The organism is Mesorhizobium sp. ISC15, from assembly GCF_037162615.1.
Classification (GTDB): Bacteria; Pseudomonadota; Alphaproteobacteria; order Rhizobiales; family Rhizobiaceae; genus Mesorhizobium; species Mesorhizobium mediterraneum.
Genome location: NZ_JAVSPX010000001.1, coordinates 84,492 through 98,024, shown reverse-complemented (window position 1 = coordinate 98,024; position 13,533 = coordinate 84,492). Strand labels below are relative to the sequence as shown.

At 66.9% G+C, this 13,533-nt stretch carries 10 protein-coding genes and 2 pseudogenes; 2 read left to right on the top strand and 10 right to left on the bottom strand.

Features of this window, described 5'->3' with window-relative positions:
- Positions 1-64: 64 nt before the first annotated feature.
- Positions 65-451 (top strand): MbcA/ParS/Xre antitoxin family protein, encoded by a 387-nt coding sequence (locus RPG13_RS00485; protein ID WP_135933420.1) that lies wholly within the window; start codon positions 65-67, stop codon positions 449-451.
- Positions 432-1,166 (top strand): RES family NAD+ phosphorylase, encoded by a 735-nt coding sequence (locus RPG13_RS00480; RefSeq protein ID WP_337124178.1) that lies wholly within the window; start codon positions 432-434, stop codon positions 1,164-1,166. The genes RPG13_RS00485 and RPG13_RS00480 overlap by 20 nt, the downstream gene beginning before the upstream one ends.
- A 422-nt stretch (positions 1,167-1,588) precedes the next feature.
- Here RPG13_RS00480 and fni read toward each other — a convergent pair whose 3' ends face one another.
- The 10 genes and pseudogenes from fni to RPG13_RS00430 all read right to left on the bottom strand — a co-directional run bounded on the left by fni (position 1,589) and on the right by RPG13_RS00430 (position 12,990).
- Positions 1,589-2,719 (bottom strand): type 2 isopentenyl-diphosphate Delta-isomerase, encoded by a 1,131-nt coding sequence (gene fni / locus RPG13_RS00475; protein ID WP_337124177.1) that lies wholly within the window; start codon positions 2,717-2,719, stop codon positions 1,589-1,591.
- 85 nt (positions 2,720-2,804) lie between these two features.
- Positions 2,805-3,707, bottom strand: a complete 903-nt coding sequence (locus RPG13_RS00470) for a terpene synthase family protein (RefSeq protein WP_337124176.1) — start codon at positions 3,705-3,707, stop codon at positions 2,805-2,807.
- Entirely contained in the window at positions 3,704-5,254 is a 1,551-nt protein-coding gene (locus RPG13_RS00465; protein WP_337124175.1) for a hypothetical protein, read from the bottom strand. Before RPG13_RS00465 ends, RPG13_RS00470 begins: the two co-directional genes overlap by 4 nt.
- Before the next feature lie 281 nt (positions 5,255-5,535).
- Positions 5,536-6,534, bottom strand: coding sequence for a polyprenyl synthetase family protein (locus RPG13_RS00460; protein ID WP_337126968.1), 999 nt, complete (start codon positions 6,532-6,534; stop codon positions 5,536-5,538).
- 154 nt (positions 6,535-6,688) lie between these two features.
- A complete protein-coding gene (locus tag RPG13_RS00455; protein ID WP_337124174.1) occupies positions 6,689-8,032 on the bottom strand; it encodes a cytochrome P450 in 1,344 nt (447 codons plus the stop codon).
- On the bottom strand, positions 8,032-8,877 hold the full coding sequence (locus RPG13_RS00450; RefSeq protein WP_337126967.1) for an SDR family oxidoreductase: 846 nt from the start codon (positions 8,875-8,877) through the stop codon (positions 8,032-8,034). Before RPG13_RS00450 ends, RPG13_RS00455 begins: the two co-directional genes overlap by 1 nt.
- A 99-nt stretch (positions 8,878-8,976) precedes the next feature.
- Positions 8,977-9,150 (bottom strand): annotated as a pseudogene (locus tag RPG13_RS00445) (ferredoxin); the annotation flags it as partial.
- 6 nt (positions 9,151-9,156) lie between these two features.
- Positions 9,157-10,443 (bottom strand): annotated as a pseudogene (locus RPG13_RS00440) (cytochrome P450); the annotation flags it as partial.
- A gap of 95 nt (positions 10,444-10,538) precedes the next feature.
- On the bottom strand, positions 10,539-11,741 hold the full coding sequence (locus RPG13_RS00435) for a cytochrome P450 (protein ID WP_337124173.1): 1,203 nt from the start codon (positions 11,739-11,741) through the stop codon (positions 10,539-10,541).
- 16 nt (positions 11,742-11,757) lie between these two features.
- On the bottom strand, positions 11,758-12,990 hold the full coding sequence (locus RPG13_RS00430; protein ID WP_337124172.1) for a cytochrome P450 family protein: 1,233 nt from the start codon (positions 12,988-12,990) through the stop codon (positions 11,758-11,760).
- Between the last annotated feature and the right edge of the window lie 543 nt (positions 12,991-13,533).

Sequence of the window (13,533 nt, the reverse complement as noted above, 5' to 3'; positions counted from 1 at the left end):
TGTGGACTGGTCTATATCGGGACCGGTCTGCCAGTCAAGTCCATTTTTAGACAGGAGGAGTTTGATGCATGTTGAAGCACCCGCCGCCCGGCAGGGCGCTGGGCAACCTACGATTCCGGTCGAGCTAGAGGCGTTTTTCGCCGTCGCAGAGAAGTGGCACCTTTCGACCGAAGAACAGATCACCTTACTCGGATCCCCGGGGAGATCGACCTTCTTCAAGTGGAAGAAGGAGGGCGGAACGCCGCCCCCCGACACCCGGGAGCGAGTCTCCCACATGCTCGGGATCTGGAAATCTTTGCGCATCCTTTTCACGCAGGACGAGCGTGGTGAGGCTTGGGTGCGTGCAAAGAACCGGTACTTTGACGGCGCTAGCGCTCTCGACGTTATGCTTGAGGGCATGTCGGGCATCATTCGCGTAAGGAGATACCTCGATGCCCAGCGTGGCGCTTGAGAACGCTCCTTTGGTGAAGTGGTCCGGAGACGCGTTCCGGCTCATCCCGTCCCGCTTTCCTCCAGTCAACGTCTATGAGGGGTTGATCAACAGTGATCGGCAGGACGAGATCGTCTCTCTTGAGAACCTCACCAACCCCAGACTTCGCTCCCTCGCCCGGCTGAAACAGGCGACGCAGGGCGACGCCAGTGCGGACCCGCGGCTCCAGAATTGGAACCTTGCGCCGTTCGCATACGGTAACCCCGATGGCACTACGTTCTTTGGTGAGGACCGGCCGTGCCTTGAGATCGCATTTGAGCGGCAAACGGCTTTGGCGGTATCCGTCGCAAAGCGGGAAACCTTCCTAAAGGCGACTGAGGAGGCGTCAATCGGGCTTGACATGCGGATGCTATGCACCCCAGTCAACGGCACCTTGTGGGATCTTCGCGATATTGAAGGGTTGCCTGCTGGGCTGGACGAGAAGCGGCGGCGCGAGATCGGGGCCAAGATGCCGGAGGGCGCCCAGGGCATCCTCTTCCGTCCCGTCGAGCGGCCGGCCGGCATTTGCCTCGCCATAGTGACGGGAGACGTCTTGGAGCGATCTCGGCAGACGGTGCACTTTCGCTACGTGTGGGACGGGAAGCGCATCTCGATCCTTTATGCCTTCGATAATGAGGGAGTTCGTATCGAGGCGTCGGCGCTGGCAGGCGAAGACGACGTTCTCGCCGCAGCCTAAGCAAAGTCACAGAGCGCCTGCCGACCAGCCGTTGAGCCGTACGAAATCGTGGAAGCTGCAACCAGGCGCCAGGCATACGACACTCGGCAACACCCTTCCATCCGCAGCAATCGAGTGTCTACGCAGTGACACTCCATGACCGTTCGAACAGGAGCTCTGCTTTGAAGGTGGCGCGCGTCCGCGCGTTACATGCCTTCCACATAAGAGGGGGCGGCCGTCCAGCATTCTTCCAACACTCTAATCCGATGACCGGCCGCCACCCGCCCAGAGGTTCCACTGGTTCGGACTTCGACAGTCCGAGCATCCGGAGAAGAACATTGATCGCGCCTTTGAATGATATCACTGGCGTCTTCCTACCCGAGCTAGCTGGCTGCGCTGCTCTGCCAAACGCTCCATATTCGTGAACCGTAGCAGAGTTTCCGCTAAGACCTATTCGGCCTCCAGAATGCCGGTACGCCTCTGGCTGAGCCCACGTCAACTGCGTCCGGAGCGCGGAGGCGGTCCAATGTGCTTGAGGGTTTGCCCGGCTCAAGCAAGCGCGCCTGACGCAACGCCGCCAGATCAGCCGAGCCGGTGCAGAAGCAGGCGACGGCCAACTGGCGGATGACGATCTCGAAATGCGCGACAACCGCCTCGGTGGACACTGTCGCCGCGCCCAGCACGCTGGCCGCCTGCCCGGCGATGTCCGCGCCCAGGCGGATGGCCTTGGCCACGTCGACGCCGTCGCGGATTCCGCCCGACGCGATCAGCTTCACCGTGGGCAGTGCCCGACGTACCGCCTGCACGCTGGCCGGGGTCGGAATCCCCCAATCGGCGAACGCCATCGCCACTGCACGGTCGGCGGCATTGCGGGCGCGCTCGCCCTCCACCGCGGCCCAACTGGTGCCGCCGGCGCCGGCGACATCGATCACCGCCACGCCCGCCTCGACGAGCGCACAGGCCACCGTGGCGGACAGGCCCGACCCCACCTCCTTGGCCACGATCGGCACGCCCACGATGCGCGCGGCGCCAGCGATCAGCGCCAGGACGCCGCGCCAGTCGCGGTCGCCCTCCGGCTGTACCGCTTCCTGCAGCGGATTGAGATGGACGATGAGTCCATCGGCCTCCAGCGCATCCACCGCCCGGCGCGCCAGGTCCAGGCCGTCGGCCTCGCGCAGTTGCGCGGCGCCGATATTGGCCAGCAAGGGAATGTCTGGCGCCAGGCGGCGCAGCGCGCGCGTCAGCCCCTGGGAGTTGCGGGATTGCAGGCTCACGCGCTGCGAACCGACGCACATGGCGATCCCCAAGGCTTGCGCTGCCTCGCTCAGATGCCGGTTGATGGCCTCGGCGCGTGGCATGCCGCCGGTCATGGAGCTGATCAGCAGCGGCGCGCGCATGGTCTTGCCCAGCAGCGAGGCGCGCAGGTCGATCTGCGTCAGGTCCAACTCGGGCAGTGCGCAGTGTTCGAAACGGATGTACTCCCAGCCGGCGGCCACCGTGGCCGGCGCCGTTCGCCGATCCAGCACGATGTCCAGATGTTCGTCCTTTCGCCGGCTCAGGGCGGTGTCGCTCATGCTCGCTCCATCCGTCGCATCGGGCGACGGCGTTGCGTCGGATCGGACCGACGGCAGCGCGCGCACGCCGCCGCCTCCCGCGCGTTCAGGCCGGCGCACGCTGGCCTCCCCCCGCAGCGTCGCTGCGGTAGCGGCTGGTCGAGGTCTGGTAGTACTGCGCGCGGATGGCCGCCATGGCCTCGATCAACGGTCCCCACGGCGCGGGAAAGCGTTCTTGCGCCATCACCCGGTGCAGCATGCGCGTATGGCCGGCCAGCTCGTCGTTGAGGAACTCCACCACAGGCATAGCCGGATAGCGCTGCAGCAGCAGGATCGCCGCGTTGTCGGCCCCGCCGGCCGACCTGTCCTTGTCGCGTCCATGCAGATCGTTCTGCAGGCGCCCTATCGCGGAGATGAGCCGCAGGACTTGGCGAAACGCCGGACGCGCGCGCAAGGTTGCCATGTCCAGCCCCCACAGCAACGACAGGCAACAGAACACGTTCGCGTAAGCGATCGAATCGATGCCATTGTGCAGGTACTCGGCGTAGGACCAGCGTTCCGCCCCTGCCTCCTGCGCGTGTCCGGCGCGCAGCGCCGCGCAGTAGCACCGGGTATCTTCGAGAAGCCGAGCATAGTCGCGACGATCGTAGGCGAGCGCGGCCAGCGAAGCGCGAAGCACAGCGCAGCCCTCGAATCCGGGGAGCGCGCACGGCACGCCCTGCGCCAGCGCCTGCTCCACGGCGGCGAGCTGCTCCGGCGCGATCAGGCCAAGGTCGTTGCAATCGTCGAGCCAGAACAGCAGCGCCAGTTCGCGATAGAACGCCACGATCAGCGTTTCGTCCTGCGGATCGCGGCCGGTGCGGGCGCTGGTGTCGCGCAGGCTCGGGTGGATGCGCTGCAGGATGTACTGGCCGCCCCTAACCGCCTCCGCGGCATGCCCGTCGGCGAACCCGGTCAGGGAACGCCCCCACTCCAGCACCTGCTGCAGCGCGCGTTCGGTCTGGATCATGGCGCCGCTCCTGCTCTCTCGGCCAGGACGCGCCGCCCCCAACGAAGAGCCAGCCACAACCCGGCGAGTTCGGCCACGCGCACGACCCGGGTGGGGCAATACAGTTCCTTGCCGATCCACAGCGGCGTCTGCGGCAATGCATGCACCGCGTGGCGGGCCAGCATCCACTCCAGCGCACGCGCCACCGCCTGCGCGATGCGCCGGCGTCCTGTCGGCTCTTCGCTCCCGTCCATCACGTGCAACGCGAACAGCGCATAGGCGGTTTCCTCGAATGTGGACGCGCGACCGGCGCCCCAGCCGCCGTCGTCGCGCTGCGCCTGCAGCAGCGCCGCCAGCGCGCGCTCGTCGCGCCACTGGGGCTTGCCTTGCGCCAGCGCAGCGACCGCATGCGCTGTGGGATACAGCCAAGAAGCGTGCCATTTTTCGTTGTCCCATAGACCGTGCGGGTTGCGATTGGCCTCCACGTAGGCGCTGGTGCCGGCGGAGGGCTTTCCCAACAGTCGCAACGCATGCAGGGCATGGATGTTGGTCGACACCGAGGCATTGCGCTCGCCGGGGAAGGTGACGAACAGCTCGCCGATTTCGAAATGGCGCAACGCATCGTCCGCCGGGTCGCGGCCTGCAAGTCGCAGGACGCACAACGCAACGGCGGTGTCGTCCGCATCGGCCGCGAAGTGCAAGGCCGGGCCCAGACCGCGCACGCCCAGGCGGGCGTCGAGCTGCGCGACGATCACGCGCACCGCCTCGGCGAGCGCGGGATGCGCGAACAGCCCGGCCAGATGCAGGGTGTACAGCGACCAGCATGGCTCGAACACATTGATCGGCCAGACGTTGGGAACGACGCCTTCGATGCCGCTGCGCGTCGCCCGCGATGCCGCCTGCAGATACGCGTCGGCGCGCCCGACCTGCGGCATGCTCCCCTGTGTCACGGCGTGCGCACGCCACGCTGCGGTGGCCGCCGGACTGATGCCGATGCTGCCGTTGTCATCCGGGCATGCGGTGGTCGGCGACGTGCCCCAGGCTTCCCAGGAGTGCAGCAACGGATGGCCGCTCGGCAACGTCGCCACCGCCCCCAGCTTGACCAGGCACGCTTGCCGCAATGGCAACAGCGCCGGGTGGCGCGGAAACGCCACGCCGCCCAGCAAGGATGCGGCCTCGCCGCACAACTGCGGTAGGATCAGCTCCGCGCCGATCGGCGCGTCTTCCGGCACCGCTTGCGCGTAGGGATCGGGCTGGCGCTCGAGGAACCGGGTTGCAGCCTGGACTGCGTCGGCAGCGCCGGGAAGAGGATCGGCACGTTGCAATGCCAGCAACGCCGCCCACGTGGGCGCATGGCGAAACAGCGGGAAGTCCGCGCTTCCCCATCCGCCATCGGCCTGTTGCTGCGCGATGAGCCACGCGTATGCGTCCTGCCGACCGGTGACGGTGCCGTGGAACTGCAGAGCTCGCGCCGTGTCATAGACGGACGGACCGACGCTGCCGCCGTCGCTCATCTCGCTCAGCAGGTGGCGCAATTCGGAAAGGATCTGTTCGGACAGCGCGTTCACGTGGGATATTCCTCTGCAGACGGTTGACGAGAACCAGGATCGGGCAGACGCCGCGCGCGTCGCCGCAGGCCCGTCGCGGCCTGGCCACGGGCAGCGCCGGACGGCCGCCCTGCTGCGGCTCGACGACGCGCCCCGATGCTGGCGCCGGTCCGACGCGTGCGCCGCGGCCGTGCTGGGCAACCGCTGCGATCGGCGCCGCCGACTCGGAACACAGTGCAGCATGCGCCGCTGCCGCCAGCCGATCGCAGCGGCACAGGGGCGGCTCCATCGGACGCGCGCGCTCATGCGCAGGGCGCGTCGTTGAACAGATACGCGTTGGCCCGCTGCAGCATCTGCGCCAATCGTTCCGCACGCGGCCCCAGCGGGGCGATGGCCTCCCCGGCGTCGCTCAACAGATCCAGCGCGAACTGGCGCGCTGCCTGCAGCCCCATGATCGACGCGCAGGTCGGCTTCTGCGCCGCCGCGTCCTTGCCGGGGGTCTTGCCCAGCGTCGCGGTATCCGCTGTCGCGTCGAGAATGTCGTCGACTACCTGCAACGCCAGGCCGAAACAGGCGCTGTAGCGATCGAGCGCATCGTACAGCGCAGCGTGCGCGGAATCCTCCGCGATGGCGCCTAGCGCGCCCATGCGAACGGACGCGCGCACTAGCGCTCCGCTCTTCATCCGGTGCATCGCCACGATCTTGTCTAGCTTGACGTGCTTTCCGACCAGCGACAGATCCATGGCTTGCCCGCCTGCGGCACCCTCGGCGGACACCGCCTGCGCCAGTTCGCGCACGAGCGCGATACGGTTGTCGCCCGGCGCATCCAGGCTCGCCAGGGTCAGGAAGGCGTGCGCCTGCAGCGCATCGCCGACCAGGATCGCAGTGGCTTCGCCGAACTTGACGTGCACGGTCGCAAGGCCGCGGCGAAGCACGTCGTCGTCCATCGCGGGCAGGTCGTCGTGGACCAGGGTACAGGCGTGCATCATCTCGATGGCGGCGCCGACGTGGTCGAGCATGTGCGCCGGCGTGTCGGCCAGTGCGCCGGCAGCCAGACAGAGCAAGGCGCGGGTGCGCTTTCCGCCATGCAAGGTGGCGTAGCGCATCGCCGCCATCAGCTCGGTCTCACCGTCGTCTTCCGCGCAGAGGAGACGCGCCAGCGCCTGTTCGACCCGCTTAACGCCGTCCTGCATCCAGATCTCCGGCAGCAGCCTGCCGGATGCGCCGCGCGCCTGCGCGCCCAATCCGCCGAGCGCGGAAAAGCCAGTTCGGTCGTCGTGTAGCGTGGAACCGGTCTGCATGTTGTTCATGTCCTTGTACCTGACAGGAGACGGCCACGGCGAGCGGCGAGCCGCCGCGGTGTTGCCGGCGTCGCACCGAGCGCGCGCGCCGAGTGCAGCAATGCCGCGCGTCGCCGGCGCCGCTGCCTCGCCACCGGGGGCGGGCGAAGCCAGCTCATGAGAATCCGATGCGGATTGTCACGGACGGATGTGCGGTCGGGTAATAGCGCCGGCCTTTTTCGGCGTCGTTCAGCAACCGTGGCCGCACCCCGGCCTTGTGCATGGTCAGCGCCAACGCGATGCAGAACTGCACCAGTTCCAGCCATACCAGGTGATAGCCGATGCAGACGTGTGGGCCGGTACCGAACTGCAGCATGTCCACCGGCCGGATCGGCTCCGTGCGTTGCAGCCACCGCTCCAGGCGGAACTGATCAGGGGCTTCGTGCAGGAGCGACGAGGTGGAGAAATGCAGGAGCGGAATGCACAGATGGGTGCCCGCGGGAATGCGTCGTTGGCCGAGTTGCAATTCCTGCAGCGCGCGACGCGGCAGGAGCGTGGTCGCCGGATGCACGCGCAGCGTCTCGCGGAACAGCGCCTCGGCGACCGGACACTGCGCCAGGTCCGCGTGTCGGGTCGGCACCGCGCCCACGCGTTGCGCCTCCTCGACCAGGGCGTCCCACAGCACAGGCTGCCGCGCCAGCTCGATCACCATCCAGGCCATCGTCGAGGCGGTGGTGTCGTGACCGCCAAGCAGCAGCAAGCGGATATTGGCGACCAAGACGTCATCGGAGAGCGCATCGTCGCTGCGATCGAAGGCGCTCACCATGTCGTTGATCAACCCGGTTCGCGCGGCATGCGCGCGCGCGTCGCGGACGAACTGGCGCAACTGCGCGTCGATCCAGTCGCGGGCGGCGCGGCCGCGCCGCAAGGGCAGTCCGGGCAGGTCAATCGGGGGCGCGACGATCAACTGCAGCAGTTGCCGGTACTTGAGATGCCATCCCGGCAGGTCGTGCGCGGGGAGTCCCATGAGGCTGAAGATGAGCTTGAGCGTCAGGTCGCCGGTTTCGCGCAGGATAGTTACGCCGCCGCGGTCGCGCCACGCCTGCACCCGCGCCAGGATGATGGGCGCGAACAGGTCGCCGATGCCGGCCTGGGTCAGCCCCTTGGGCAGGAACGCCGCCTTGATCGCATCGCGCGCCTGCCGGTGCGCGCCGCCGTCCTGGGCGACCAACGTTCCGCCAAGCAATTCGGGCGCGATCTCTTCCATCAGCGCCGAGGACACGTCCTTGTGCCGGAGCAGTGCGAACGCATCCAGATCCACGCAGGTCATCAGGTGGCCGGCAGGGCCGAAATCGAGCCAGAAGTGGCTGCCCAGCGTCCGTTCCGCGCGCCGCAGCAGGCGCGGCAGGTCGCAGACGATGGCGGGAAGATGCCCGACGAGGGGGAAAGCGCCGGGCACGACCGGGATGTCGTACCGCAGCCGGTGCCGACGGTCCAGCGGGTTGAGCAGCATGTCCATCAGCAGCGCGGCGCCGCGGCCGCTTCGGCGATGTCGCCGGCAGGCCGCGCGGCGCGGCTGTTGCCACCGTCGGCGTATGTCGGCACATGCGCCAGCATGCCGCCGTCGATGCACACGACCTGGCCAGTGATGAACGCAGCATCGTCGGAGAGCAGGAAAGCCACCAGCGCGGCCACGTCCTCGGGGCGGCCGACGCGCGGCAGGAGCTGGTGCCGGCGCAGATGCCGTTGCATGCACTCGTCCAGCTTGGCGAGGAGACGCTCGGTCATGATGAGACCCGGCGCAACCGCGTTGCAGCGGATCTGCGCGTGACCGTACTGGGTGGCGAGCGAGGCCGACAGCATGTTCATCGCCGCCTTCGACGCGGCGTAGGACGTCTGCGCGGTGTCACCGCTGAGCCCCTGGCACGACGACATGTTGACGATCGCGCCACCGCCGCGGGCGATCATCCGTGGGATGGCCTGCCGGCAGCAGAGCAGCGTGCCGCGCAGATTGGTCGCCATGATCTGATCCCAGACCGCCAGGTCCAGGTCGAGGATCGCGTGGTCGCGCGGGGTCAGATGCATGGCGCTCGCGTTGTTCACCAGCAGGTCGACACCACCGAAGTGCCGCTCCGCCGTCTCGAACAGCGCTGCCACCGCCTGCGCATCGGCAATGTCCATGGCCAGGGCCAGCGCATGGCCCGCTTCGGCCGCGATCTGCGCGGTGCAGGCGATGGCCGCCGAGCCATCAATGTCGGCCACAACCACTCTGCCGCCCTCGCGCGCGATGGCGAGGGCGCATGCCTTGCCGATGCCGGCGCCGGCGCCGGTCACCAGGGCCACCTTGCCTTCAAACCGTCCCATCGTGTCCGCGGCATGCCGCCAGGCCTCCGCTGGAGAAGGCGCAGGGTCGGCGCTGGCGCGCTCGCCATCGCCAGAGTCGCTTTCGATGACCCGAATGGCGGCGACCGGGCACTGGCTGGCCGCGAGCCGCACGGCGGCGTGCAGTGCCTGCGGGACCGTCGCCACGCACAGTTCAGCCACGCCGTCCGGTTCGCGCTGGCGAAAGGTGCCCGGCAGCGTCAGCACGCACTGCCCGGTAGTTCCGCACAGATCCTGGTCGACCACGACGCGCATCTCAGCCCCGCCCTGAGCATGCAGCCGCACCGACAGCGCGCGGAACGTCCTAAGGAACGCGGAGGGCTCCCGGGTCGGCTGCTCGGCCAATGCCAGCGTGGGGAAGCGCGCCTGGATCCGCGGCAGGCTCTCGGCCAACTGCACCCGGGCCAGTTGCGCACCGAGGCAGAAGTGCATGCCGTGGCCGAAGCTCAGCATGATCTTCCCGTCAGTCGACATGCCAGGACTGGTGCTGTAGAACCGCGCGGGATCGAAGCGGTCTGGATCGGCGAAGGCGTCCGGGTCGCGATTGCCGGCCGCGATCAGCACGCGCACATCCGCGTTCTTCGGGATCACCACGCCGCCCAGTTCGATGTCGCGCACGGCGATACGCGGAATGGAGCTGAACATGGCGGGCGCGTCGCAGCGCAGGACTTCTTCGACGAATGCCTTCACCCCCACGGCGTCTCCCTTCAGCCAGTGCCGCTGTTCGGGATACGCCAGCATCGCCAGGACCGCATGGTCGATGGTCGCAGCAGTGGTGGCGAAGCCGCCCAGCAGCATGCCCCACAGCATGCTGATCAACTCCGCATCCGACAGCGTGTCGGCATCATCGTCATGTGCGCCGACCAGCATCGACACGATGTCGTGGCGGGGATCGGTGCGCTTGCGCTGTATGAGGTCGCCGAAGTAGGCCTGCACCCTGGCGCTGGCCGCGTCCGCCGCGGCGAGCTGGGGATCGCTGGCGTGCGGGCTAAGGCCTTCCAGAATGGCGCCGATGCCGTCGGCGAGCCCGAACATGTCGTCCTGGGGCATGCCGAACAGTTCGGCGAAGACCAGCATGGGCAAGGCCAGCGCGAATTCCCGATGCAGGTCCACCGCCTCCCCGCGCTCCAGCGCGGGCGCCATGCCGTCCAGGCGCGCTGCGACGATGCGCGCGATACTCGGCCGCAGGTTGTCGATCTGGCGCATGGTGAAATCGCGCGAGATCAGCCGGCGCAGACGCGTATGCGTCGGTGGTTCCTTCATCGCGAGCGTGGACGCCAGCAGATTGAGCGACAGGCTGGTTGCCGCACGCGGGAAATAGCGCGCCAGTTCGCCCGGCGCCGGTCCTCGAAACGCATCGCCCGTGGCCTTGAGCGCCCAGTAAATGTCGGCGTGGCGGCTCAATAAAAAGAGGCCCGACGCCGCGCGATGCACCGGATCGTGCTCGCGCAACCACCGCATGAACGGATACGGGTCGTGGATGCACGCTGGCGACGCCAGTTCGGCGAAAGCGTCCCGGCATGCTGCCGTGGTTTCTTGCACGTCCATCTTGGTTACCTGTTGGCTGGCTGATCTGACCGGCCGCGCGCCAGGCGCGCCGGCAAATTGCGGAGAAGATCGCGATTCCCGGCGGCGTCCGCGCATCACCAGAGCACCGGGAACTCCTTGAACCCGCCAGTGATGATCTCCTTGCGCAACTTCAGTTCTTCGGGCGCCACGGCCAGGCGCAGCGCGGGAAAGCGCTGGAAGATCGAACCGAACACCACCTTGAGTTCCAGCCTGGCCAGCGCCGCGCCGATGCAGTAGTGCGGCCCGTAGGAGAACGCCAGATGCGGCTTTTCCTCGCGTCCGATGTCGAAGATTTTCGGTTCGTCGAAATGGCGCGGATCGAACGAGGTCGCCGGCAGGCCAACCAGCACCTTGCTCTCCGCGGGAATATGCACGCCTGCGATGGTCACGTCGGTCCTCGGATAGCGCATGATGCCGTCCCAGCCCGCGCCCGGCGGGTACATGCGCAGGATTTCCTCCACCGCCTTGTCCACCAGGGAAGGATCGCCGACCAGGCGTTCGCGCTGTTGCGGATGGCGGAACATGGCCAGCAGGCCGAATTCGATCTGCGCCACGGTGCTCTCGTGCCCCGCCACCAGCATGCCCGCCGCCAGGCCGATCGCCTCTTCCTCGATCGCGTTGCCCTGGTCGACCGCCGCGAGCAGATCCGTCAGCAGGTTGTCGCCCGGATCCTGGCGCTTGTCCCGCATCTTGTCGCGAATGTAGGCGAGCAGTTCTTCCCAGGCCAGGCGCGACGCGCTGCGCGGGCCGCTTTCATGCTGGTGCGTCATCACCTCGTCGGACAGTCCGGCGAAAAAGGCGTGATCCTCGTAGAGCACGCCCATCAGCGCGCTGATGACCATGCCCGGAAGCGGAAAGGAGAGGTGGCGCCGCAGGTCGGCGGGCTGGGGCTGGGTCGCCAGCGTCTCGAACAACTGCGCGGCGATCGCCTCGATCTGCTGCGCGAGCAGCTTGACCCTGCGGTTGCTGAAGGCCGGCGCCACGATCGTGCGTAACCGGGCATGCTCGCCCCCCTCGTGCGAGACCAGCCACCCCGGCGAACCGAGAATCACCGAATCCGGGGTGAATGCCGGCGGCGGCATTCCCGCGGGCCGGAACGCCGCGTCGGACAGCACCGCCTTGGCCTCGTCATAGCCTGTCACCCACCAGCCTTCGTGCCCGGACGGGAAGCGCACGCGGTGGATCGGACCGTTGGCGCGTAGCGCCAACATCTCGGGCGAGGGCTCGATGTGATCGACGCGCCACATCGGCAGCGTCGGCAGGGGTTGTTCGCACATGGTGGCACTTCACTCTCTAAGCGATGGACGGGCGGAAGGTGACCGGCAGGCGCTGCGGGCAGCGAATGACGTAAGACGGCATGTAGATGACGTCCTCCGCGGCGATGGTCAGCGCCAGATCCTCCAGCCGCCCGAACAGCGCGGGGAAGGCGTAGCGCAATTCCAGGCGCGCCAGCTCAGCGCCCAGGCAGGAATGCGGCCCCTCGCCGAACGACAGATGAGGGTTATGCCGCCGGGTAACATCGAACCTGTCGGCGCCGGGACCGAAGGCCTTTTCGTCCCGGTTCGCCGCATGGAACGCCATCAGGACGGCGTCGCCGCGGCGGACCATGCATCCGTCGATCTCCACGTCCTGGGTGGCATAGCGGAAAGGCAGATTGGCCACTGCGCTGCCCCAGCGCAGGATCTCCTCGATCGCCTGTGACCACGGAACTTGGCCGCTGCGCACCAGGTGCAGTTGCTGCGGATGGGTCAGCAATGCCAGCACGCCATTGCCGATGACGCCGGTGGTGGTCACGAAGCCCGCAGAGAGCACCATGAACAGCATGTCGATGAGCTCGGTGTCCGAAACGAGCTCGCCGTTGTCGCGCGCGACGATCAGGGCCGAAGCCAGATCGTCGCCGAGCTGGCCCCGCTTGAGCGCGATCAGGCGACGGAAGAACTCCGGGATGCGCTGCCGCGTCTGTCGCACCTCTGCGGCTGTGGCGGAGGTGTTGGCCCGGCTGTAGGTGAGCGCGACGATCTCCTCGCGCTGTTCGTCCGGCAAACCGAACAGTTCGGCGATCACGTTGGTGGGCAGCGGAACGGCGAACTCGCACATCAGATCGGCACTGCCGCCGCGCTGCGCCATCTCGGCCAGGAGTCGATCGACGCATTGTTCGATCCGTGGCGCCAGCAAGGCGATACGACTGGGCGCGAAGCTCCTGGACAGCAGGCCGCGCAAGCGCCGGTGATCGGCGCCATGCGCCGTGACCATGTTGTCCACTTTGCACATCCCGATCAGCGGATGATCCTCGGGAATCTCGCCGTCCTGCAGCGCCCGCCACTGTCGCCAGTCCCTGTTGAAACGCTGGTCGGAAAGCATCCGCCTGAGCGTCTGGTGACGGCCTGCCGCCCAGGTCACCACATTGCCTGGCAGCGACACTCGCGCCATCCCCCCCTGCTGCAGAATCGCAGCAGACAGACTATCAAGTTGCGTGGGAGCGACCGACACACCGATCACATCGCAATGATCGTTTTCTACGCGCATGCCAACAACTCCTTAAAGAACCATTATGTATAAAATTACAAAATCATTTGCAGCTTCGCGCAAGATGCGTAACGTCTCATCCCTCAACAAGAACCAGCAAAATTGGATTTCGACTAACCCGCTTGATCTTGCCGGGTTCGGGCGTCCTAGTTAATTGAATAACAAGCCCCAAAATTCAAGTGAAAGAATGTTAACTTTATTTGTTACGGAAATGTCTAAAATCGCATAATTCCGCAATATATTTCACAATTCTGGCCCGTCATCCCATTCCTCTCATGGCGTATCAGAACCGCGCTCGGCAGGGCTTCGGGCCCGAGCGCCGCAATACGCGAGGGCCGCGTCTTGTCGCAACAGCCCTTGAAGCCTTCGGCGGCGAAGCGCTCTGCCAACGCCACATGCAGCTCTTGGACTTGCCGGCCTGCCGGATCATGTCGACGGTGCCGACGTCATCGTCGGTCCAGCCGGTTCGGAGCCGCCTCAGAACATGCAGACTTCTGTCATCAGACATAGGCGCAGACATAGAAATTGACGCCGTAAGCTTCC

Coding starts and splice junctions, on each gene's coding strand:
- fni (WP_337124177.1), bottom strand. CDS start 2,719: ATGAGCGACACCGCCCTGAGCCGGCGAAAGGACGAACATCTGGACATC.
- RPG13_RS00485 (WP_135933420.1), top strand. CDS start 65: ATGCATGTTGAAGCACCCGCCGCCCGGCAGGGCGCTGGGCAACCTACG.
- RPG13_RS00460 (WP_337126968.1), bottom strand. CDS start 6,534: ATGCAGACCGGTTCCACGCTACACGACGACCGAACTGGCTTTTCCGCG.
- RPG13_RS00480 (WP_337124178.1), top strand. CDS start 432: ATGCCCAGCGTGGCGCTTGAGAACGCTCCTTTGGTGAAGTGGTCCGGA.
- RPG13_RS00430 (WP_337124172.1), bottom strand. CDS start 12,990: ATGCGCGTAGAAAACGATCATTGCGATGTGATCGGTGTGTCGGTCGCT.
- RPG13_RS00435 (WP_337124173.1), bottom strand. CDS start 11,741: ATGTGCGAACAACCCCTGCCGACGCTGCCGATGTGGCGCGTCGATCAC.
- RPG13_RS00450 (WP_337126967.1), bottom strand. CDS start 8,877: ATGGGACGGTTTGAAGGCAAGGTGGCCCTGGTGACCGGCGCCGGCGCC.
- RPG13_RS00455 (WP_337124174.1), bottom strand. CDS start 8,032: ATGGACATGCTGCTCAACCCGCTGGACCGTCGGCACCGGCTGCGGTAC.
- RPG13_RS00470 (WP_337124176.1), bottom strand. CDS start 3,707: ATGATCCAGACCGAACGCGCGCTGCAGCAGGTGCTGGAGTGGGGGCGT.